The organism is Streptantibioticus silvisoli, from assembly GCF_027947535.2.
GTDB classification, from domain to species: domain Bacteria; phylum Actinomycetota; class Actinomycetes; order Streptomycetales; family Streptomycetaceae; genus Streptantibioticus_C; species Streptantibioticus_C silvisoli.
Window position 1 is genome coordinate 84,612 of sequence record NZ_JAAGKO020000005.1, and the last position, 22,896, is coordinate 107,507.

The window sequence follows — 22,896 nt, forward strand, 5'->3', positions numbered from 1 at the left end:
CAGCAACGGGCCTCGGAGGCGGGGGTTCCGTTCCGGACAGGGGCGGCGGTACGGCGCCGGCGGTGGGTCGTGGTGGATCGCGGCGGGGCAGGCGGGCGCGGCGGGCCGGGCGGGTGCGGTCTGGCGGCCGGGCGCGGTGGGACGGGCCGTACGGCGGGGCCGGTTGGCGCGGCGGGCCGGCCCGGGAGGGAACGCGGACGTCAGCCGAGGGCCGCGCCGACGTGCGGGCACAGGTCACGGGTGACGGCAAGGAACGCCGCCTGCACGGGGGACGCGTCGTCCGCGCGGAACGACATCACCAGGTCGGGCAGCACGACGCCCGGGGTGACGTCGCAGATCCAGGTGTCCGGCCGCCGGGCCGCGCGCATCGAGGCCGGCCCCAGGCCGACGCCGAGACCGCAGGCGGCCAGCCCCATGATCGTGTGCACGTCCCGCGCCCCGGTCCAGCCCCGGTGGGTGAACACCCCGTCGCCCCCGGCCTGGCGCAGCCGGGCGAAGGTGGCCGGCTCCTCCTCGGCGGACGCGGTGATCAGGTGCTGTTCGCGGAGTTGACCCACCGACACGGCGGCCTGTCCGGCGTAGGGGTGGGCGGCACCGACCACCGCGACCAGCCGGTCACGGCCCACGGCGACGGTCACGATCTCCCGTGCGCCCGGTCCGCGCGGTGCGCCGCGCCCGACGCAGACGTCCAGTTCACCGTCGAGCAGCGCCCGCCCGCCACGGGCCGTCGACATCTCCGCCGCCTGGAGCCGTACGTGCGGGTGGTCCCGCGAGAACCGGTTCAGTACGGACGGCAGCAGTTCGAGCAGCGCCGAGCCGACGAACCCGAGCCGCAGCCGGCCGGTCTCACCCCGGGCGGCCCGTTCCGCGTCGCCGGCCGCCGCCTCCATCTCGGCCAGCGCCCGCCGCGCCCGGGCCAGGAACGCCTCGCCGGCCGCGGTCGGGAAGACCCCGCGCGCGGTCCGGTCGAACAGCCGGGCGCCCACCTCGCCCTCCAACTGCGCGATCTGCTTCGACAGCGGTGGCTGCGCGATCCCCACCGCCTTCGCCGCCCGGCCGAAGTGCTGATGCTCGGCCAGTGCGAGCGCGTACCGCAGATGACGTGCTTCCACGCACCGAGCCTACCTCCGGCCATACCTGGCAGGTATCGGCAGCGATCGTGTCAGACATGACGGCGGATGGGCGGGCCGCCGGGCGGTGAGGTGGGAACCGCACGATCCGCCGACCAGGAGGCCACCGATGATCATCAGGACCTACGCCCGCGTGTTCACCCACGACATGGACGCCACGCTGTCCTGCCTGCGCGAACTGCACGGGCACCCGGAGGAACTCCGGGTCGACTTCGCGGAGTTGGAGATCGCGACCATCGGCGACCTGTGCGTGGTCGCCGGCCCCGAGGAGGCCCTCGAACGGTACCGGCCCACCGTCGGCCCGCTGATCGTCGACGACCTCGACGCCGCCCGCGAGACCGCCCGCCGGTTCGGCGCCGAGTTCACCGTCCCGTCCTTCGATTCCCCCACCGGCCGCGGCTTCTACGCCCGCCACCCGGACGGCGTGGAGATGGAGTACGTCCAGTGGAACGCCGAGACGCTGGCGCGGGTGCGGCGAGCGGCGCACTGACGGGGGAGGGGCGGGGGCGGGCCGGCGGCGAGGTGGTCGCCGGGAGCATCAGGCGTTCCTGTCCGGGGTCGGGCGCGCGTCCGGCGCCGGAGCCGTGACTGCTGCCGTGCTCGCGTCCGGCGAGAGGGCTGATGCCGGAGCCGTGACCGTTGCCGTTGCCTCCGCAGGAGTCGTTGCCTCCGCCGGAGCCGCGACCGGAGCCAGCGCCGCGACCGGCATCGGCGACCCGGGGAGGCGGAACCGTTCGCCGTGGCGGTCGGCCAGTTCTGCGGTGCGGGTGGTGAACGCGGCGGGGCCGCCCGGACGGCTCGCGGCGTACTGGACCACACCGCCCGTCCACGACGGGAAGCCGGCGCCCAGCAGCGAGCCGAGGTTGGCGTCGGCCTCCGCCATGACGATCCCGTCGGCCATCGCGCGTCGGGCCCCGACCGCACCGGCCATCAGCAGCCGTTCCGCCAACTCGTCCAGCGGGCAACCCGGTTCGGCCGTTCCGGCCCGCGGTGCGTCGGGAGTCCGCGCTTCCGGGTGCGGCCGTACGGGATGCGGTGCCGAGGGGGCCGGCGCGTCCGGGGCCGGCGGTGCCACGGGTGACGCGTCGGTGAACCCGGCGTAGGCGCGGGCCCGTTGGACGGTGTGCGGATCGACGCCCTCCGCGAGCAGGGCGTCGATCTCGGCCCGGAGCGCCCGCCGCAGCCGGTCGACGAACGACGTGCGGGTGCCCCGGACCACCATGGGAATCCCGAGACCCGCCGCCACGTCGAACGCCTGGGCCACCACGGAGTCCGGGGTGCCGTCGGGGCACGCGATCTCGACCAGCGGCGCGGACTCGTCCTCGAAGAACACCGTCAGCAGCGGCGGGCGCCCGGTCGGGACGAACAGCCGCAGGCCCACCTCGACCCCGCCGATCACCATCCTCCCGGCGCCGGTATCGGCCCCGGCCCCGGACCCGTCGTCGCCATCGGCGTGGATGACGAGATCGCAGTCCCCGGTCGCGTTCCGCCGGACGGAGTGGCCGACACGCGCGCAGCGGTCGGCGATGTCGGTGGCGAGCGTTCCGCCGCCGAGTACCGCGACCTGCTCCGGCCGCCACGGCGGATGTCCCGGTGGGCGTGCCGCGCCGTTCGCGATCGACTGCGCGTCGAAGAAGAAGGCCTTGGACATGTTGGCCCTCGCCGGGGTCTCCAGCAGGTCGAGGAAGTGGCGCGTCTCGGCCTGGAAGGCGGCGTCGGCGTCGAGCCGCACGCTCTCGGCGGCCGCCGTCAGGACGGCGCGCGGCGCGGGGGTGAAGGCGCTGCCGGGCAGGGCGTCCAACGTCGCGGCCAGTGCCCGGACCTCGGCGTCGAACCGCGGCGTGCCCGGCGGCCGGCCGGGGATCACGTAGCCGGGCTGCTCCCACCGCTGCCGTGCGGGCCCGCCGTCATCCGCGGCCGGCTGCCGCGCGATCCAGGCCCGCGCGCGGGCGATCACCTCCTCGCGGCTGGGCGCGAGTTCGTCGACGAGCCCGGCCCGGAGCGCCTCCGCCGGGCGGTACACCGGGCCGGGGCCGACGATCCGTTCGACGACGGCGGCCACCCCGAACATCCGGGTGGCGCGGACCACGCCGCCCCCGCCGGGCATCAGTCCCATGCCGGTCTCGGCCAGCCCCCAGAAGACGCCCGGCGCGTCCAGACCGACGCGGTAGTGGCAGGCCAGGCCGATCTCCAGACCGCCGCCGAGCGCCGAACCGGTCAGTGCGGCGGCCACCGGGCGGCCGAGCGTCTCCAACCGGCGCAACTGGTCGCGGACCGGGACCAGCAGCCCGTACAGGCCGGCCATCTCCTGCGGCGGGATCTCGCCGAAGTCGACGTCCTGCCCGGAGAAGAACGAGTGCTTCGCCGAAGTGACGATCACACCGCGCAACGTCGCGCGGCGGGCCTCCAGGTCGTCGAGGCAGGCGTTGAGCCCGTCGTAGTGCCGGGCGTTGACCATGTTGGACGTCCGCCCCGGGTCGTCCAGGACGACCACGGTGATGCCGTCGCGGTCCCGCTCCCAGCGCACCGCCCCGTGCTGCTCCGCCATGCTTTCGGGCCTCCGCGAGGTTCGGCGGTCGGATATCATCTGACAGTAAGTGGAAGAATCTTCCACTTAACCTTATGGAAGATTCCTCCGTTTGGCGAGAGGGGCCGGATGACCGAGGTACCGCGACCGCTGCGCGCGGACGCCCGCCGCAAGCGGGAGGCCGTCGTCGGCGCGGCACGGGAGGTCTTCGCCGAACGGGGTGTCGACATCGCCCTGGAGGAGGTCGCCCGACGCGCCGGGGTGGGCATCGCGACGCTCTACCGGCACTTCCCGACCCGGGAGGCGCTCATCGCGGGCGTCTACCTCCGCGAGGTGGACCTGCTCTGCGACGGTGTCGCCGACCTGCTCGCCGACCAGCCCCCCGACCGGGCGCTGGTGACGTGGATGCGGCGGTTCATCGGCTACGTGGGCGGCAAGCGCGGCATGGCCGTCGCCATGAAGTCCATCGTCATGACCAGCGACTCGGCGCTCTTCCGGCCGAGCCACGACCGGGTCCACGCGGCGATGGACCGCCTCATCGACGCGGGCGAGACGGCGGGCGTCTTCCGGACGGGCGCCCAGGCCCAGGACCTGGTGCTGGCGATGACCGGCTTCTGCCTGGTCACCGACCGCCCGGGCTGGCAGGACCGCGCCGACCGCCTCGTCCAACTACTGGTGGACGGCCTGCGGGCGGTTCCCGGGCGGGGAGCGCCTTGACGGGGTGGTGGAACCGGCGAGGTGGGTGGCGGTGCGGCGGGTCGCACGGTAGCCGCCGGAGGCGGGGGACGCCTCGGCTGCGGAGGGCACGCCGGCCGGCGGGGGCGGTGTGCCTGGGCAACGGGCAGATCCCGACGGGTTCGCACGGCGGACGGGATGCCCGACGGCGCGGGCGGTGCGTCCCGAGCGCCGGACGGTGAAAACCCCGGCTGCGGACGGTGCGTCGCGAACGCGGACGGCAGGTCATGGGCGTTGGACAACGCCCGCCCGGCCCCGGGCGGTACGCCTCGGCTGCGGAGGACACGCTGTTGGGCGCGGACGCCGCATCCCGAGTCCCGAACCGCCCGCCCGCTGCGGACGGCCGCCCCGAACGGACGGAACGGCCCCACCGCCCTCTGCCGACCGCACCTCTGCCCGACCGCGCCGTCGACCTCGCCCCGCCGTCGACCACCGCCCCCCACCCGGTCGCGCCCCCGCGTCACCCCGCCGTCCGGTCCGCCGCCGGCAGCGGCTCCCGTCCGGCGGGGTGCGGGGTGCCGGTGCGGGCGCGCAGTACCGGGGCCGTGCAGCCGGCGGCGACGCAGAGGGCGACGGGGAGGAAGAACGTGTGCTGGAGCGGGAGGAAGTGGGTGAGGGGGCCGATGATCGCCGGGCCGGCGAGCATGCCGAGGTAGCCGAGGCCGGCGACGCGGGAGACGTTGGCGCCGGCCGCGGCGGGGTCGACGCGGCCGGCCGCGCTGAACAACTGCGGTACGGAACCGGACAGTCCGGCGCCGAAGACCGTCCAGCCCACGAGGGCGACCGGAACCCACGGCGTGAGCGTCACGGCGGCCAGGCCGGCCGCCGCGAGCCAGGAGCCGTACCGCACGACGGCCACCGGGCCGAAGCGGCCCGACACCCGGTCGGCGACCAGCCGGCCGGCCGTCATCGCGGTGGCGAACGCCCCGAACGCCAGCGCCGCGGTGCCGGCCGGGGCGTGCAGGACGTCCCGCAGGTCCAGCACGCTCCAGTCGTTCGCCACGCCCTCGCTCAGCATCAGCATCAACGCCAGCGTGGCCAGCGCCCACACGCGCCCCGACGCCGCCGGCCGGACCGCGCCCGCCCCGGTGACATCCCCGGCCGCGTCCCCGACGGTGTCCCCGACAGGACGCCCGACAGCCGCACCGTCGACCGCGCCGGTCCCGGCGCCGGTGCCCACGGCCGGCCCCGCGTCGCCGACCCCGACCCCGCCGGCCGCGACCTCGCCCCCGATCCCGTCGGCCGCGCCGTCCCCGGCGCTCCCGGCACCCGGCCCCCTTCCCGCCGGCCGCAGCAGGCCCCGCGTGGCGAGCGCGGTCGCCACGAGGCCGAGGGCGCCGACCCCGGCCAGCGTCGCCGGCGCGCTCCAGCCCCGGCCCAGGGCCCACGCGCCGATCAGGGACGCGGCCACGCCGCCGATGGAGAACACCGCGTGGAACGCCGACATCACCGGCCGGTCGTAGCCGCGTTCGACCTGGACGGCGTGGGCGTTCATGCTCACGTCCAGGCATCCGTTGCCCAGGCCGAGGACCAGCAGCCCGCCGGCCAGCGTCCAGGGGCCGCGGGCCAGTCCGGGCAGGACCACCGCCGCGCTGGTCAGCACCGCGCCGGCCGGCACGAGCCGCCGGGCGCCGAACCGGTCGGCGAGCGGACCGGCGACCCGCATGCCGGCGTACGCGCCGCCGCCGAGCAGCAGCAGGAGCCAGCCCAGCACCGCGTGGCTGATCCCCGTGCGGCCCTCCACGGCCGGGATGTGGACGACCCACATGCCGAGCACGAAGCCGTTGAGGGCGAAGAACGCGAAGGTGGCCGCTCGCCCGGCGCGCAGTGTCCTGTCCATGGCGCGACCGTATCAAACAGATTTGACGTTCATAAGATGGTCTTTCGAACATGCCTGATGTTCAATAGCGCGCATGGCGAGCACGGAGCGACTGCACCAGATCACCGACGCGCTGCGCGGCAGTGGCCACCGGAGCGTGGCGGAGCTGGCGGCGCTGACCGGCGCGTCGGAGATGACGATCCGCCGCGACCTGGAACTCCTCGCCGAACAGGGCGTGTTGGAGCGCTACCGGGGCGGTGCCCGCAGTCTGCTGCTGCGCGGCGAGGAACCGCCGTTCGGCCTGCGGTCCCAGGAGGGGCAGCAGGCCAAGCGCCGCATCGCCGCCGAGGTCGCCGGGCTGATCGCGGACGGCGAGTCCGTGGTGCTGGACAGCGGCACCACCTGCCTGGAGGTGGCCAGGGCGCTGGTGGATCGCCGCATCACCGTCATGCCGCTGTCCCTGCACGCCGCGAACGCGCTCGCCGCCGCGCCCCTGATGACCCTGCTGGTCCCCGGCGGCCAGCCGCGGCCCGGCGAACTCGCCCTCACCGGACCGCTGACCGAGGCGTCCCTGGCGTCGCTGCGCTTCGACACCGCCGTGATGGGCTGCTGCGGGCTGACCGCCGAGGACGGCCTCACCGCCTACGACCTGGCCGACGCCGCGGTCAAACGGGCCGCGATCGCCGTCTCCCGCCGGGTGATCGCGGTGGCCGACGCGGCGAAGTTCTCCCGCGCGGCCCTCGCCCACGTCGCCCCCGCCACCGCCCTGCACGCCGTGGTCACCGAGGCGTCCGCCCCCGCCGAGCAGACCGCGGCCCTCACCGCCGCGGGCGTCCTGGTCCGCACGGTCTGAGCCGGCTCACCGGCGCGGGCATTCGGCGGGGCGTCGCCCGTCGCCCCGCCCGCGCCTCGTGGGCGGCGGGGGAGCGGCCGCACACGGCTGAAGTCCCGCGATCCGGACCGGACATGACTGAACGCCCCTGGCCCGGGCGGAGTTGACGGACTGTTGGATTCCGTTGAGGCCGCGGTCCGGGGCTGCATCTTCCTGCCACGGTGTGGCGGGAGAAATCTCGAAATACCCCTCCCGCCGAAGTTGTCACTCTTCTACAGTTCCAGCCAGGGCGCCGGTTCGTGACGATGCCTGCGAGTTCCGTCCCACTGGCGTACGTGAAGGGGAACACGATGAAGCGCACCACAGGCGTCCGTACCGCGGCAGTGGCGGCGACGCTGCTGGCCGCCGCCCTGGTCGGCAGTGGCACCGCCAACGCGGCCGAGACCCACGCCGCCCCCCGCGTCAGCGCGCAGGCGCTGCACGCGAGCATCCTCAAGGCCGCCGCCCACGAGTCGCTCGCCTGCTCCGCCGGCGCCTCGATCGCCACCGCCAACCCGATGGGCGGCCGTCCCGTCAACCCGGTCGTCCCCCCGGCGTAGTCCCCGCGCGGCAGACCACGCGGGAGGGGCCCGGCCGGTACCGGACCCCTCCCGCGCCGCGTTCCGCACCCGTCCCATGAAGGGGACGTGATCCGGTGGGCCAGGGGCTCCGCGGGACAGCGCGCCTGACGGGCCGTCAATACCATGTCCGACGAGGCGCCGGATATTACGCCGCTCAGCCACTTTCGCGGCCCCGTTGCATGACTGAGCGTCAGAATGCCGTGCGCAAGCGGGAGATGACGTCCCGCATCTCGTCGTAGGACGCCGGGATGTCGTCGGTCCTGCCCAACCGGTGCCGCTCCAGCCGTACGGCGCCCAGGTGTTGGGCCTGGTAGAACAACGCCCGCCGCTCCGCCTCGGGGGTGGACGCCGGCGGCCCGTAGGTCTCCCGGAACGCCCGCCGTTGCTCGGGGCGGGTGCGGCCGGCCACGAAGATCGTCCAGTCGGCCTCCGGGTCGCCCCACGAGGCCCGGTCGCAGTCGAAGACACCGGTGATGGCGGGGACCGGCGCGCCGCCGGCCATCATCACGTTGGCCGTCCACAAGTCGCCGTGCAGCAGCCGGGGTTCGGTGATCTCGTCGAGCAGCGCGCGGTGCCGTACCGCGGCGGCGGCGACCTCGCGCACGTCGGACGCGTCCAGGCCGACGTCGTCGAGGTCGGCCGCGGTGTCCCGCAAGGTGGCGACGACCGCCTCGCCCCAGGTGGCGAACCCCGGTCCGGCCATCGGCCCGAAGCGGTCGCCGCGCACGGTGTGGATGTCGCGCGCGATCGTGCCCAGGCCCTGGAAGAACGGCGCCCACTCGGCCCGCGGACAGGCACGCAGGCCCTCGGGTGCCGGGACGCCGTCCAGCAGCGTCTGGAACAGGTAGTCCCGTCCGATGACCGCGTGGGTGAAGTCGGCCGCCAAGGTGCGCGGGAGCAGCGGCGCGATGACGGCGAAGTAGGGCACGCCCGCGTACTCGTTGCGCATCCACTGCCGTTCGATGCGGAACTGCCGGGCCGGCTCCGGCGCGACCCGCAGGATCACCGCGCGCTCCGCGCCGACGTCCACCCGGTAGGCGCTGTTGTACGACCCGGGCCCCAGCTCCACGGCGGACCGCACGCGTACCCCCGCCCCGAACGCCCGCCGCGCCATGGCCCGGATCTCCTCGGCGGTCACCGTCCGCTGGAACGCTCCGGGGGCGCGCTCGATCGGCGTGAACTCCATGCGTCCCCCCGGACCTCGACCCGCTAGCGGGGCGCGTCGGCCGACGGCGTCATCCGCTCGCGCAGGATAGCGCGCTGGGTGGGCCTCGCCTCCAGGAAGCGGCGCGAACCGGCGTCGGTGACGCGGGTCCAGGCGGAGCGGCGATCGTCCGCGCAGGTGCCGCGTTCCACCAGGCCGGCGCCTTCCAGGCGGGTGATCAGCCGTGACAGCGCGCTCTGGCTGAGGTGCACCCGCTCGCCCAGTTCGCCCATCCGCACCGGCTCGCCGAGCCGGCAGGCGTGCAGCTGTTGCAGCACCTCGAAGTCACTGGCCGTCAGGCCGTGCAGGGTGGTGAGGGTACGGTCCAGCGCGCAGGTGGTGCGGTGGTAGCGACCCATGAGGTCGTGCCACTGGGTCGCGAGCTCGTCGTCGGTACGCTGCGTCACGAGCCAAACCGTAGCATAACCATGCATATTACATGTATGCGAATTACATGCGAGCGCATTAGATGCGTGTGCATGATGTCCGGGTGACTCCAAACGAGACCGGCACTCCCGCCCCCACCTCGCCCCGAACCGGGGACGCGACCGCGTCCGGCCCCGGCCTCCGCGCCCCCAAGGCCGTTGAGATCGTGGACCTCGCCTGGAAGCCGGCCACCTGGCTGCTCCTGGTGGTCCTGTGCGGCGCACTCTTCCTCGACGGGCTCGACATGTCGATGGTCGGTGTCGCCCTGCCGTCCATCGGCACCGACCTGCACCTGGGCTCCAGCTCGCTCCAGTGGATCGTCAGCGGCTACATCCTGGGCTTCGGCAGCCTGCTGCTGCTCGGCGGCCGCGCCTGCGACCTGCTCGGCCGCCGCCAGATCTTCCTCATCGCGGTCGCCGTCTTCGGCGCCGCCTCCGTGCTCAGCGGTGTGATCAGCAGCGACGTCCTGCTCATCGTGCTGCGCTTCGTCAAGGGCGCCGCGGCCGCGTTCACCGTGCCGGCCGGACTGTCGATCATCACCACCACGTTCGCCGAAGGCCCGGCGCGCAACCGGGCGTTGACCATCTACACCTCCTGCCAGGCCAGCGGCTTCTCCTTGGGCCTGGTCATCGGCGGCCTGCTGACCGAACTCGGCTGGCGCGTCACCTTCCTCGTGCCCGGGCCGATCGCCATCGCCCTGGTCCTGATCGGCTGGCGGGTCGTGCCCACCTCGGTGCGCGAACGCGTCAGCCTCCAGCAGTTCGACCTGATCGGCGCACTGAGCAGCACCGTCGCCCTGCTGGTGCTGGTCTTCGCCGTCGTCGAGGCCCCCAGCAGCGGCTGGGGCAGTCCGCAGACCATCGGCCTGCTCGTGCTGAGCGCCGTGCTGATGGCGGTCTTCGTCGCCGTCGAACGCCGGCACCCGCGCCCCCTGGTACGGCTGGCCATCCTGCGCTCCCGCACCCTGCTGCACGCCAACTTCTCGGCGGCGGCCATGCTCGGCGGCTACGCGGGCTTCCAGTTCGTCGTCACGCTGTACGTGCAGAACTCGCTCGGCTGGTCGCCGCTGGGCATGTCGCTGGCCTTCCTGCCGACCGGCCTGCTGATCATGGCCAGCGCCGCGCGCATGGGAGCCATCCTGAACCGCTTCGGCACCACCAAGCTGATCTTCGCCGGCATGCTGGCCCTCATCGTCGGCTACCTGCTCTTCCTGCGCGTCGACCCGTCCATGTCCTACCTGGACTTCATGCTCCCGACCATGCTGCTGCTGGGTGTCGGCTTCGCCCTGTGCGCCCCCTCGGTCAGCGTCCAGGCCACCAGCGGTGTCGCCGACCACGAACAGGGCCTCGCCTCCGGACTGCTCAACACCAGCCTCCAGATCGGCTCGGCGGTCGTGCTCGCGGTGGTCAGCGCCGTCCTCAGCGGTTCCGGATCGGTCGCCGTCCACCACCACCAACTGCTGCCCGGCATGCGGCCGGCGATCGGCGTGGTCGCCGGCGTCACCCTCCTGGCGCTCGTGGCCACCGCGTTCCGCCTGCTGAAGCGCCCCGACACCGAACCGGCCCTCGCCACCTGACCGTTGCCCGCGCCGGACGGCCCACGGTGCCGTCCGGCGCAACGTCGCCAACTGCTGGGTGTACGGCGATGGTTGAGGCGGTATCGGTTCGCCGTCAACTGCTGGGTGTACGGCGGTGGTTGAGGCGGCATTGGGTCGGCGCCAACTGCTGAGTGCGCGGCGGTGGTTGAGGCAGCACGGTTCGTCGCCAACCGCTGCGTGCACGGCAGCGGTCAGGCCGGCACCGCGCAACCGCTACGTGCGCAACGGTCGTCGGGCCGGCACCGCGCCAACCCCTGCGTGTGCGACGGACGTCAGGCCGGCACCGCGTCAACCGCCGCGTGCACGTCGACGGTCGGGTCGGCCCCGGCGCGGCGGCATCGTCACAGCGGCCCCGGCCCCGGCGCCGTAACGGCGACGTCGGCCACGCCCTCGCCGGTGCTCCCGCCGACCCCTGTCCGGCCCGCGCGGCCCGAACGGCCTCAGCAGCCCCCCGGTGGTGGCGAATTACCGTCTGACGCCGTCCAACGCAAGGCCACACACGTCTTGACATCGCATCAGTTAGGGAAAACCCCCGTGTTGTAGAGTGGGTTGGACTCCGTCCCGGTGCGGGAATCGCGTGCCCGGTGGCGGAGCCATCTGCCCCCCACCCCCCGCACCCGGATTCTCATTGCGCCCCCATGCGAGCAGTGCCAGCGAAGACGTGAGAACGCGACGGCGGCGTCGCGCTGATGACGGCCCCGGGCCCGGTGTCCGCCGTACGCGGCGGCAGTCCGTCCCCCATCGTCAGCCATCGGAGGAGATGGGTGTGACCCACGAAGGATCTTTCGGGCGGCGCGTCGTGCGCAGACTCGCCATCGCCGTACTCGTCTGCCTGCCCCTGGCCGGCCTGGCCAACGGGCAATCGACCGGAGGTGATCGCGCTGCCGCGCAGGTTCAGCTGCGGGACCTGGCCGCGGAGAACTCGACGCCGCCCGCGGGCTCGGTCAAGTACTACGTCGTGCGCAGCAGTTACGGCGGTCAGAAGGAGTTCCTCTTCGAGATCGCGCAGCGTTTCCTCGGTGACGGCAACCGCTACACGCAGATCTTCAGCCTGAACAAGGGCCGGCCGCAGCCCGGCGGGGGTTCGCTGCAAAGCCCGACCGGCGTGCTCCCGGGGTGGGTCCTCGTCCTGCCGAGCGACGCGAAGGGCTCCGGGGTGCAGTCCGGCCCGTTGCCCAAGGTCGTCGCCTCGGCCACCCCGACGCCGCAAGCCGGCAGTACGGCACCGGCGGCGTCGAAGTCGCCCGCGTCCCACGGGTCGTCGGCCGTGCTGTGGATCGTGCTCGCGACCGTGCTCGTCGCCGCCGCGGCCGTGGTCGCGGTCGTACTGGTCCGGCGCCGCAGGAAGCCCGCCGCGAAGAAGGCCGGGCCGGCGACGCAGGTCGACCGGTCCTCGGCCTGGACCATCGACCGTGCGCTCAAAGCGCTGACGACCGCGTGCGACGACGAGGACATCGCGTTCCCCGGCGTCTACCTCGTCACCGTGGACGCCGTGTCGGTCAAGGTCACCGTGTCGAAGCCGTCGGCCAAGGCCCCCGCGGGGTGGACGGCGTCGCGGGACGGGCGGACGTGGAGCGCGCGACTGGCGGCGCTCCAGGCGTCGAACGTCCGCGACAGCGACCGGCACTCCTTCGCCGGGCTGGTGATGCTCGGCGCGTCGGACGACGGCAAGGTACTGCTGGACCTCGACCAGGCGGTCGGCCCCATCTCGATCGACGGGCCGAAGGGCGCCGTGGACGAGATCGTCGAGGCGTGGATCGCGGAGCTGACCACCAATCCCTGGTCGGCGCCGGTACGCGTCGCACGGATCAGCGCGCGCAGCGAACCGAATCTCGACAGCGCCGAGAGCCTCCTCGCGGACCTCGACACCGGCGAACGGGCGCTCATCGTGTTCGAAGAACCCCCGTCGCGCTCTCAGACCGCCGCGCTGCGGGCCCGCTTCGCCTCCGCCACGACCGCGTGGATCCTCATCAGGGGCAACGCGCCGGTGGCCACCTGGAAGTTCACCGCGGACGGCGGTGTGCTCTCCAGCGGGTTCCTTCCCGACATCCGCTACAGCGCTTCCGCCGGCACTCCCCGCCGCGGCCCGCTCTTCCGAGCCGGCAACTGACCCCGAGCGCCGATGCGGCAACCCCGGCGCGGCCTTCGAGACGACAGGTGAGGACCACATGCCCAACATGAACGTCACGTACCAGGACATGCACGACGCGGCTTCGCAGCTGGGCAAGGGCGAGGACGACATCAAGTCGAAACTGACCCAGCTCAAGTCCCTCATCGAATCGCTGGTCTCGGGCGGTTACGTCACCGACAAGTCCTCGGTGGCGTTCAACAACTCCTACCAGGAGTTCAACGACGGGGCGAACAAGACCATTTCCGGCCTCTCCGGCATGGCCACCTACCTCAACAAGGCGGCCGACGCGCTCGCCCAGACGGACAGCGACCTGGCCAACGCGCTCAAGAAATAACGGGAAGCGGGTCCCGCCGTCGTGTGCGGCGGGACCCGCACGACTTCTTCGACGCGGCTACCGACCAAAGGCCAAGAATCTTGCGTATCGCCCTCTCCCTGCGTCACGGCGACGATGACTCGCGCGACTTCCTGGTGGACGCCGACCAGGACAACACCGTCGGCGATCTGGTGCGCCGGATGGGCGGCGACGACACGGGCGCGGCGGACGGCGAGCGACGCGTCCGGGTCGCCGACCGCGAGGTGCGCTACGACGCGTCGCTGCGTGAGGCCGGGGTGCGCCAGGGAGCGGTGTTCGACGTCCGGGGGCTCCCGCGGTCCCCGGAACCGGCCGCCGGGATGCTCGACGTGGGCATCGCGAGCGGCCCCGGGGCCGGCAACACCGTCAGGCTCGGACCGGGAGAGCACGCGATCGGCGGCCGGCTCGCCCCGGTTCCCGACGGCGCCCTGATCGTCCAGGTGGACGTCACGATGCGCACCCGCGTCCGCACGACGTCGCCGGACATCGACGCGCGGATCGGCGGCACACCGCTGACCGAGGAGTTCACCGCCTGGCCCCCCGACGCCCAACTCGTCATCGCCGACTGCCTGTTGGCGACGCGACCGGTGACCGACTCCGACGCCGTCCTCGAACCCGACGCCGAGGCCGGCGGCTTCGACTTCAACCGTCCGCCGCGCACGGTACGCGTCTCCGCCAAGAGCGAGTTCCGCATCCCGGCCCCGCCCGCGGCGCCGCAGACCAGTGCCCTGCCGTGGGTCGGGGCCCTGGTACCGGTCGTCGGGGCCCTCGTCACCGCGGTCCTGTTCCACTCCTACGCCTACCTGGCGGTCGCGGCGCTGTCGCCGGTCGTCGTCATCGCGAACACCCTGTCCGCCAGGCGACGGGGCCGGCGCGGACACCGGTCCCTGACGGCCGACTACCAGGCGACCCTCGCCCGCATCGAGGCCGACATCGAGGCCGGCAACGTGGCGGAGCGGATCTCGCTGCTGACGTCGGCGCCGAGTGCGGTCGACCTCGGGCGGATCGCGTCCGTGCCCGAATCGCGGTTGTGGGAGCGGCGCTTCGCCGACGCCGACTACCTCCTGCTGCGGGTGGGAACCGGCGACGTTCCCAGCTCCGTGATGGTGGACGACGCCAGGGAGGAACGCGAGTACCGCCGGCGCCTCCCGGCCACCCTGCACGACGTCCCGCTCGCGGTCTCGCTGAAGACGGCCGGCGTCCTGGGCGTCGCGGGGGCTCCTGCCCGGACCCGTCCTGTCGTCGAATGGCTCCTCGCGCAGGTCGCCGTCCTGCACAGCCCGCACGACGCGCAGATCGTCCTCCTCACCGCGGGGCGGAGCAGCGCCGAGTGGGGCTGGACGGCGTGGCTGCCGCATCTCGCCCCCGCCTTCGGGCAGGACACCCGCTCCACGGTCGGCAACAACGCGGAGACCATCGGACGGCGGGTGGCCGAACTCGGCCGGCTGCTCAGCGAGCGGCAGACCCAGGTGTCCGGGGCTCCCGGACGCCACCCCCGGCTCGGACCCGACGTCGTGGTCGTCTGGGACGGCGTCCGGCGCCTGCGCAGCTACCCCGGCGCGGCCGTCATCCTGCGCGACGGCCCCGAAGTGGGCATCTACAGCATCTGCGTCGACGACGACGAGCGGTCCCTGCCGGAGGAGGCCACGGCGGTCGCCGTGGTGCACGCCGACGGCAGCGCCGACCTGCGCCGTACTCCGCAGGACAGCAGCCACCGGACCCGCCTCGACGTGATCGGCCAGGAGTGGTTCGAACGCACCGCCCGGGCGCTCGCCCCGATCCGCGACACCGGCGGGGACGACGACGCCGCGCTTCCGCAGGCCGCCCGGCTCACCGAGGTGCTCGACCTCGAACCGCTGGCACCCGAGCAGTTCCTGTCCCGCTGGGCCGGCGGCGCCCGCAGCACGCGGGCGACGCTGGGCGTCTCCTTCGACGGCCTGTTCTCCGTCGACCTCGTCGTCGATGGTCCCCACGGGCTGGTCGCGGGCACCACCGGCGCGGGCAAGTCGGAACTGCTCCAGACCATGGTGGCGAGCCTGGCCGTCGCCAACCGGCCCGACGCCATGAACTTCGTGCTCGTGGACTACAAGGGCGGCGCCGCGTTCAAGGACGCGGTGCGCCTGCCGCACACGGTCGGCATGGTCACCGACCTCGACGCCCACCTCGTCGAACGCGCACTCACCTCCCTCGGTGCCGAACTCACCCGGCGCGAGCACATGCTCGCGGCGGTGGGGGCGAAGGACATCGACGACTACTTCGACGCCCGTTCCCGGCGCGACGCGGAGCCGATGCCGCGACTGCTCATCGTCATCGACGAGTTCGCGTCCATGGTCCGCGAACTGCCCGACTTCGTCGCCGGCCTGGTGAACATCGCGCAGCGCGGCAGGTCGCTGGGCATCCACCTGATCCTCGCCACGCAGCGCCCCTCCGGAGTGGTGTCCGGGGAGATTCGCGCGAACACCAACCTGCGGATATCGCTGCGGGTCACCGACGCGGCCGACAGCAGCGACATCATCGGCGTACCGGACGCCGCCCAGATCTCCGCCTCGACCCCCGGCCGGGCCTTCGTACGCCTCGGACACGCCTCGCTCATCCCGTTCCAGACGGCACGGGTCGGCGGCCGCAGCAAAGTCGCCGTCGCCCGGGGGCCCAGGACGGTGCCGGCGCCCTTCGTCGCTCCGCTGAGCTGGGCGACCGCCGGCTACCCGCTGCCCGCCGCGCCGCGGCACGACGCCCAGGACGGCGAGGACACCGACCTGACCCGGCTGGTCCAAGCGGCCCGGGACGCGGCCGGTCGACTCGGGCTGCCGGCCAACCACTCACCGTGGCTGCCGCCGCTGCCGGAATCGGTCACCCGCGCCGACCTGCTCGCCGCACACGCCCGACCCGAACCGGATGACGGCGCCCTGCCGGCCGTACCGTGGGCCCTGGGCGACCTGCCGAGCGAACAGGCACAGCGTCCGGTCACCGTCGATCTGTCGAAGTTCGGTCACCTCTTCATCGCCGGCGCCTCCCGCACCGGGCGCTCCCAGGCGCTGCGGACCATCGCCGGCAGCCTCGCCGACGCGATCTCGACCGCGGACCTGCACCTGTTCGGCATCGACATGGGCAACGGCGCCCTGCTGCCGCTGACGCGTCTTCCGCAGACGGGAGCGGTCGTCCAGCGCAGTGAACGCGAGCGCCTGACCCGCCTGTTCGACCGCCTGCAGGCCGAAATGACCAGGCGGCAGGAGCTGTTCGGCCGCCTGGGGGTGGCCGACATCGGCGAACAGCGGCGCCAGGCCGCCCCGGGCGACCGGCTGCCGCACCTGGTCCTGCTGCTCGACCGGTGGGAGAACTTCACCAGCAGCTACGGCGACCTCGACGGCGGGGTGTTCGTCGAGCAGGTGCTCACCTTCCTGCGCGAAGGCGCCGGCGCGGGGCTGCACCTCGTCCTGGCCGGGGACCGCTCGCTGTTCTCCGGCCGGATCGGCGTGCTGACCGACGACAAGTGGGTCCTGCGGTTCGCCGACCGCAGCGACTACTCCATGGCCAACCTCAACCCGCGCAAGCTTCCCGAACGCATCCCCGACGGCCGCATGCTGCGCGCCGTGACCGGCCAGGAGGCGCAGATCGCCCTCCTCGCCGCCGATCCCAGCGCGTCCGCGCAGGCCGAGGCGCTCGACGAGATCGCCGTGCGCGCCCGCGAGCGTGACCGCGAGGTGCCCCTCGGCCTGCGTCCGCTGCGCGTCGACCTGCTGCCCTCGACCCTGACGTGGCAGGAGGCGGAGCGGTATCCGGTGGAGCCGCACGACGATCCGCTGTGGGCCATGATCGGAGTCGGCGGGGACCAGCTCACGACGGTCGGTACGGATCTCGCCGGGCCGGCGCCGACCTTCCTCATCGCCGGCCCGCCGCGCTCGGGGCGCAGCAATCTGCTGGCGGTGATGACGCGCTCGCTGCTGGACGCCGGGGCGCAGACCGTTCTGCTCCTGCCGCGCCGCTCGCCGCTGGAGTCGCACTTCACCGGGGAGCCCGGGGTCCGCGCGATCCTCACGGGCACCGAGCCGCCGGCCGAGGAGCTCCAGGAGGCCCTTCGCACGGACGCCGGACCCGTCGTGCTCGTCATCGACGACGGTGAACTCGTGCGAGACAGCTCGGGACTGACGTTCCTGCGCGAGTGGATCAGGAACTCGGCCGGAGCCGGGGGAGCGGTCGTCCTGGGAGGGAACGCCGCGGAGGTCGGCGGCGGATTCTCGGGGTGGCAGACGGACATCCGCAACAACCAGCGCGGTGCGCTGCTCAGTCCGCGCAATCCGTTCGACGGCGACCTGCTGGGCGTGCGCCTTTCGCGGTCGTTGACGAACGGTCCGGTCACGCCCGGTCGCGCGCTCGTACACCTCGGCAACGGCGAACTTCTCACGCTGCAGGTGCCCCGCCTCATCGAATGAGCGGTGCGACCGGACTTAGGAGGGTGACGGATGGCGGATCTCATCGTCGACGCGAGTCTCGACGACACCAACCGCGATCTGAAGGCGATTCTCGACGAGTACAACAACGCCCAGAAGAACGCGAAGGAGGACCAGGGGGTCTGGGGGCAGTCGGACGTGGCCAGTGCGATGAACGCGTTCGCCAACAACTGGTACGTGCATCGGGACGCGATCCAGTCGCGCCTGTCCAAGCTGAGTGACCGCGTCGACAAAGCGTGCTCCGCGTGGAACGACGCCGACAAGCAGCTCGCGGACAGTCTTCAGGTCGACAACAGCCAGTAGGGGCCAGCCGATGAGGATCGAGATCGAGACCGAGACCTGGCCGGAGCCGGCCGGACGGCCGCAGCCGGGCCCGGTGAATACGCCGCCTCCCGCCGAAGGGCGATGGCGCTTGCTCCAGGTCGTCCTGTCCGCGCACGACGCCGACACGGAACGCCTGACGAACGAAGGACAGCAGGATGCCTGAGCGTCCCGGGCCGTGGGACCTCCTCGACCGGCCGTCGGACCCGGTCGTCGCGGACCTCCCCGAGATCGACTCGCGGCTGGCGTATTTCCGGTCGCTGGCCGAGACGATGCGCACCGAGGGGCAGCGGCTGTCCCGGATCGCCTCGGGCGAGTCGTTGCAGGGCAAGTACGCCGACGAACTGCGCTCGTCCTCCGGCGACGTCGCGAAGGACCTCGACCAGGTCGTCGGCCGTTACGAGGCCGTGGTGAGCGCGCTCGGCGACTACCGGCCGGCCCTGGACGCGGCACTCCTGGGGTCCTCCCAGGCGCTCGACGACGCGATCGACGCGGACGCCGCCCAGCGCGCGGCCGACGCGATGCCCAAGGCCACCGCGTCGGACGGCGGGCAGCTGACCACCCAGCAGGAACAGGCCAACACCGACAAGACCACGGCCACCGACGCGGCGGCCGGCCGTCTGGACGCCGCCAAGCAGAAGCTCGCCAACGTCCTGTCGGCTCTGGACGAGGCAGGACAGAGCGCGGCCGCCACGATCCGCAAGGGCTTCAACGACGGGCTCACCGACTCGGGCTGGGACCGTTTCAAGTACGCGTTCAAGAAGTTCCTGCAGATCCTGATCAAGGTCCTCACCTACATCGGCATGGCGCTGGCGGTGATCGCCCTGGTCATCCCCGGGGTGGGTGAGGCGGTGTTCGCGGCGACCGTGGCGGTCGCCGGCGTGACGCTCGCGGCGAACATCGGCCTGAAGGCGCTGGGCGGCGGTTCCTGGGCCGACCTCGGCATGGCGATCGCCGGCCTGGTCACCCTCGGCGGCGCCAAGATCCTCGGTCCCGCCATCCAGGGCGGCCTGAAGTCCCTCACCGGGGCGGTCCGCGGCGGCGACGCCGTCGAGGAGGGCGGCAGCGGCGCCGCTACCGACATCGAGGACCTGACCGACGCCGACGGGATGTCCTCCGCCGGCGAGTCCAAGGGCGCGTCCTACGGGAACGACGAGGCGTGCACGAACGGCGACCCGGTGGACGTGGCCACCGGGGACGTGCTGACCACCGAGACCGACGTGTCGCTGCCGGGAATCCTGCCGCTGGTGATCGAGCGGACCCACCGCTCGTCCTGGCGGACGGGACGCTGGTTCGGGCCCGGCTGGCTGTCCTCGCTCGACCAGCGGCTCGTGGTGAGCGCCGGGCGGGTGCGCGGGGCGTTCGCCGACGGCCGGGTCGTGACCTGGCCCCTTCCGACCGGTGACGAGGCCGTGCTGCCGCAGTCCGGACCGGTATGGACACTACGGCCGGTGTCGAACGGGACGTACGAGGTGCACGACCCCCGGCGCGGGCTCACCTGGACGTTCGAACGGAGCCCGGCGGACGCCGAGGAGGCCGCGGCGGGCAGTTTCCCGCTGGCCGCGGTGAGCGATCGGACGGGGCACCGGATCTCCTTCTCGTACGACGCCTTCGGGGCCCCGCAGGCGGTGACGCACTCCGGCGGCCACCGGGTCGACGTGACGGTCACCGACGGTCTGGTCACCGCGCTCACCCTGGCCGGCGAGGACGAGCCGCTGCGGCGGTACGTGTACGACGAGCACGCAAACCTGACCGGGGTCGTCAACGCGTCCGGGAAGCCGCTGCGGTTCTCCTACGACCCCGAGGGACGGCTGACCGGGTGGCAGGACCGCAACGAGCAGTTCTACCGGTACTCCTACGACGAGCACGGCCGGTGCGTGGCGGGGGACGGACCGGGCGGCGCCCTGTCGGGAACGTTCGTGTACGAGCCGGGGGTCACCCGCTGGACGGACGTCAGCGGCGCGACCACCACCTACGAATTCACCGGGCCCGGCCGCTTGGCCGCGTTCACCGACGCCCTCGGCCACACGAACCACCGGGAGTACGACGCCCGCGGGAACGTCACGGCGGAGACCGACCCCCTCGGCCGGGTCACCCGGTACACCCGTGACGCGCACGGCAACATCACCGTGATCACGGCGCCCGACGGCGGCCGGGCCACAGCCGAGTACGACAGCCGCGGCCTGCGGACCGTCATGACCAATCCGGACGGCAGCACCTGGCGGCAGGAGTACGACGAACGCGGCAACCGCACCTCGACGACCGGCCCGGACGGGTCCGTCACCCGGTTCGGGTACGACGAAGCCGGCCACCTGGCCGGCGTGACCGGCCCGGACGGCTCCGTCACCGAGGTGGTCTGCGGCGCCATGGGAATCCCGGTGGAGGTGACGACCCCGGACGGCGCCCGGACACGGTACGAGCTGGACGCCCGCGGCCAGGTAACCCGGGTCACCCTGCCCGACGGCAGCGTCACCTGCCTGGGCTGGACACCCGAAGGCCAGTTGGCGTCACGGACGCGCCCCGACGGGAAGGCGGAGAGCTTCTGGCGGGACGCGGAAGGCAACCTGTCCCGTTACGTCGACGCGGCCGGCGCGGTAACCAGCTACGAGCACGGCCCGTTCGACTCGGTGACCGCCGAAATCTCGCCCGACGGTACGCGGACCGAGTTCGTCCACGATCACGCACTGCGCCTGACCGAGGTCCGGCACGGCAGCCTGACCTGGCACTACGACTACGATCCCGCGGGCCGGCTCGCGGCCCAGACCGACTACAACGGAGCCACCACCACTTACGCCTACGACGCCGCCGGGCAGTTCATCCGGCAGGCCAACGCCGCGGGCCAGGAAACCACGTTCGGCTACGACGTCCTCGGCAACATGACCGAACGGGTGGCGGGCGGTATCCGGTCGTCCTTCGGCTACGATGCCGCGGGCCATCTGCTCCGGGCCCGGAACCCGGAGGCCGAGGTGCGTTTCGCACGCGACGCGCTGGGCCGGGTGATCACCGAGACCTGCAACGGGCGCTCGGTGAGGACTTCCTTCGACGGCACCGGCCGGGTCGCGGGCCGCGTCACTCCTTCCGGCCTGGCGACCGACTGGGAATTCGACACGGCCGGCCGCCCGGTCGCGGTGACCGCGGCGGGGCGACAGTGGCGTTTCGGCTACAACACAGCCGATCAGGAGACCGACCGCGCGCTGCCGGGCGGCCTTTCGCTCGTTCAGGAATGGGACCGGCGCGGAGGCCTCACGCTCCAGTCCCTGACCGGCCCCGGACGCCAGATCCAGCGGCGTTCGTACCGTTACCGCGACGACGGTGTTCCGCACCGCGTCGACGACCTGCTGGCCGGCGACCGTTCCCTCGCGCTCGACCCGGCCGGCCGGGTCACCGCGGTCACCGGTCCGGACTGGGCCGAGCAGTACAGCTACGACCGGGCCGGGAACATCGTCTCGGCCACCTGGTCCCTGCCCTCCGGGGCCGCGGCTCCGTCGCTGGACAGCGGTTCCCAGGGCGGCAGGCAGGTCACCGGTACCCGCGTCACCCAGGCCGGCAACGTCCGCTACCGCTACGACGCGGCGGGCCGCATCGTGACACGCACCCGTACCCGGATCTCCCGCAAGCCGGAGAGCTGGCACTACGTGTGGGACGCCGACAACAGGCTCACTTCCGTGACCACACCGGAAGGCGGCAAGTGGCGTTATCTCTACGATGCGTTCGGGCGGCGCGTCAGCAAACAGCACGTCTCACCCGACGGACACCTTCTCAGCGAGACCCGGTACACCTGGAACGGTTCCGTCCTCGTCGAACAGGCGGAAGTCTCCGATTCCGGTGAGCGCGTCACCGCCTGGGAGTACCGGCCGGGAACCCACACCCCGATTCTCCAGACGGAGCGCGAGTCCGTTCGCGACGCGCCGCAGGAGGAGATCGACCAGCGGTTCTACTCCATCATCACCGACCTCACCGGGGCCCCCGTCGAACTGCTCGCCGAGGACGGAACCCTGGCGGGGCGCCAGCAGCGCACCCTGTGGGGGGCGACCGTGTGGAATTCCGGCGGAGCGTCCACCCCGCTTCGTTTCCCCGGCCAGTACGAAGACCAGGAAACAGGGCTGCATTACAACAACCAGCGATACTACGATCCGCTGATCGGGAGCTACCTCTCACCCGACCCGCTGGGCCTGGAGGCGGGGCCCAACAACCACGCGTACGTCGCCAACCCGTACCTCCTGATCGATCCTCTCGGCCTCCAGGGGTGCGGGGTGTCGGAGTACACCCACATCGTCATCGACAAGGAGGGCGCGGGCCTCGGCCAGCTGCGCTCCTCGCTCGACACGCAGGGCCTTCAGACGGCCGCGAACCGGGGTATCAAACTTCCTTCCGGCAGCGTGAAAATGGGACATGATCAGCATGTCTTCATGTGGGACAAGACGGCCAAGGGGATTGACGGCGCTTCGGGGATCGTCAGCCACGCCGGACAGGACGGCAGCATCCTGGTGAAGATCCGATGGGCCAATCTGAAAGAGCCCACCTGGTTGTCGTCAGGCACGTTGAAGACCGACGGTATGGGGGTGCTGGGCGGCGCGTCGAAGACCGGCGCGTGGGCGTACCAGGGTGACATCCCCCGCAAGTACCTGTTCATCGACAAGGTCGACTGGGCGGATCAACCCGGCTTCCAGGACTGGCTCGATGGCAAGGGGTGGCCCGAGAGCAACGCCTAGCGGTTCGTGACGGCGTCACTTGCTGTTGTTGTCGACAGGCGT

General features: G+C 72.7%; 16 protein-coding genes. 11 read left to right on the forward strand and 5 right to left on the reverse strand.

The genetic code is table 11. The annotated features are described in order from the left end of the window. Positions 1 to 200 precede the first annotated feature (200 nt). On the reverse strand, positions 201 to 1,112 hold the full coding sequence (locus tag POF43_RS05590; protein ID WP_271325965.1) for a LysR family transcriptional regulator: 912 nt from the start codon (positions 1,110 to 1,112) through the stop codon (positions 201 to 203). A 127-nt stretch (positions 1,113 to 1,239) separates the two neighbouring features. On the opposite strand from POF43_RS05590, the gene POF43_RS05595 reads away from it, so the two are divergent. Continuing rightward, positions 1,240 to 1,620, forward strand: a complete 381-nt coding sequence (locus POF43_RS05595) for a VOC family protein (protein WP_282704437.1) — start codon at positions 1,240 to 1,242, stop codon at positions 1,618 to 1,620. Between the two features lie 48 nt (positions 1,621 to 1,668). Here the strand turns inward: POF43_RS05595 and POF43_RS05600 are convergent, their stop codons facing one another. Continuing rightward, a complete protein-coding gene (locus POF43_RS05600) occupies positions 1,669 to 3,678 on the reverse strand; it encodes an enoyl-CoA hydratase/isomerase family protein (protein WP_271325506.1) in 2,010 nt (669 codons plus the stop codon). A 108-nt stretch (positions 3,679 to 3,786) separates the two neighbouring features. Here POF43_RS05600 and POF43_RS05605 point away from each other — a divergent pair, with 108 nt between their 5' ends. Continuing rightward, positions 3,787 to 4,374 carry a TetR/AcrR family transcriptional regulator gene (locus tag POF43_RS05605; protein WP_271325505.1) on the forward strand — a complete coding sequence of 196 codons (588 nt, stop codon included), beginning with the start codon at positions 3,787 to 3,789 and terminating at the stop codon, positions 4,372 to 4,374. Between the two features lie 478 nt (positions 4,375 to 4,852). Here POF43_RS05605 and POF43_RS05610 read toward each other — a convergent pair whose 3' ends face one another. Continuing rightward, positions 4,853 to 6,232 carry an MFS transporter gene (locus tag POF43_RS05610; RefSeq protein ID WP_271325771.1) on the reverse strand — a complete coding sequence of 460 codons (1,380 nt, stop codon included), beginning with the start codon at positions 6,230 to 6,232 and terminating at the stop codon, positions 4,853 to 4,855. A gap of 73 nt (positions 6,233 to 6,305) precedes the next feature. Between POF43_RS05610 and POF43_RS05615 the strand changes: the two genes are divergently transcribed. Then, positions 6,306 to 7,064 carry a DeoR/GlpR family DNA-binding transcription regulator gene (locus tag POF43_RS05615; protein ID WP_282704438.1) on the forward strand — a complete coding sequence of 253 codons (759 nt, stop codon included), beginning with the start codon at positions 6,306 to 6,308 and terminating at the stop codon, positions 7,062 to 7,064. A 329-nt stretch (positions 7,065 to 7,393) separates the two neighbouring features. Further along, complete coding sequence (locus POF43_RS05620; RefSeq protein WP_271317061.1) at positions 7,394 to 7,642, forward strand: hypothetical protein; 249 nt, start codon at positions 7,394 to 7,396, stop codon at positions 7,640 to 7,642. 211 nt (positions 7,643 to 7,853) lie between these two features. Here the strand turns inward: POF43_RS05620 and POF43_RS05625 are convergent, their stop codons facing one another. Together POF43_RS05625 and POF43_RS05630 are read right to left on the reverse strand one after the other, a co-directional pair. Continuing rightward, positions 7,854 to 8,849, reverse strand: a complete 996-nt coding sequence (locus POF43_RS05625; RefSeq protein ID WP_271317060.1) for a phosphotransferase family protein — start codon at positions 8,847 to 8,849, stop codon at positions 7,854 to 7,856. A gap of 23 nt (positions 8,850 to 8,872) precedes the next feature. Beyond that, a complete protein-coding gene (locus tag POF43_RS05630) occupies positions 8,873 to 9,274 on the reverse strand; it encodes a MarR family winged helix-turn-helix transcriptional regulator (protein WP_271317059.1) in 402 nt (133 codons plus the stop codon). An 83-nt stretch (positions 9,275 to 9,357) separates the two neighbouring features. Between POF43_RS05630 and POF43_RS05635 the strand changes: the two genes are divergently transcribed. From POF43_RS05635 to POF43_RS05665, 7 genes are all read left to right on the forward strand, one after another. Further along, positions 9,358 to 10,869, forward strand: a complete 1,512-nt coding sequence (locus tag POF43_RS05635) for an MFS transporter (protein WP_271317058.1) — start codon at positions 9,358 to 9,360, stop codon at positions 10,867 to 10,869. 787 nt (positions 10,870 to 11,656) lie between these two features. Then, complete coding sequence (locus tag POF43_RS05640; RefSeq protein WP_271322630.1) at positions 11,657 to 13,000, forward strand: LysM peptidoglycan-binding domain-containing protein; 1,344 nt, start codon at positions 11,657 to 11,659, stop codon at positions 12,998 to 13,000. 58 nt (positions 13,001 to 13,058) lie between these two features. Continuing rightward, entirely contained in the window at positions 13,059 to 13,355 is a 297-nt protein-coding gene (locus tag POF43_RS05645) for a WXG100 family type VII secretion target (RefSeq protein WP_271314660.1), read from the forward strand. A gap of 80 nt (positions 13,356 to 13,435) precedes the next feature. Continuing rightward, entirely contained in the window at positions 13,436 to 17,803 is a 4,368-nt protein-coding gene (locus tag POF43_RS05650; protein ID WP_271322629.1) for an FtsK/SpoIIIE domain-containing protein, read from the forward strand. Between the two features lie 30 nt (positions 17,804 to 17,833). Next, on the forward strand, positions 17,834 to 18,124 hold the full coding sequence (locus tag POF43_RS05655; protein ID WP_271314662.1) for a hypothetical protein: 291 nt from the start codon (positions 17,834 to 17,836) through the stop codon (positions 18,122 to 18,124). Positions 18,125 to 18,134: 10 nt separating this feature from the next. Beyond that, positions 18,135 to 18,308 carry a hypothetical protein gene (locus POF43_RS05660; RefSeq protein WP_271314663.1) on the forward strand — a complete coding sequence of 58 codons (174 nt, stop codon included), beginning with the start codon at positions 18,135 to 18,137 and terminating at the stop codon, positions 18,306 to 18,308. Beyond that, positions 18,301 to 22,854: a DUF6531 domain-containing protein gene (locus POF43_RS05665; protein WP_271322628.1), complete on the forward strand. Its 4,554-nt coding sequence runs from the start codon at positions 18,301 to 18,303 to the stop codon at positions 22,852 to 22,854. Before POF43_RS05660 ends, POF43_RS05665 begins: the two co-directional genes overlap by 8 nt. The last annotated feature ends 42 nt before the right edge of the window (positions 22,855 to 22,896 follow it).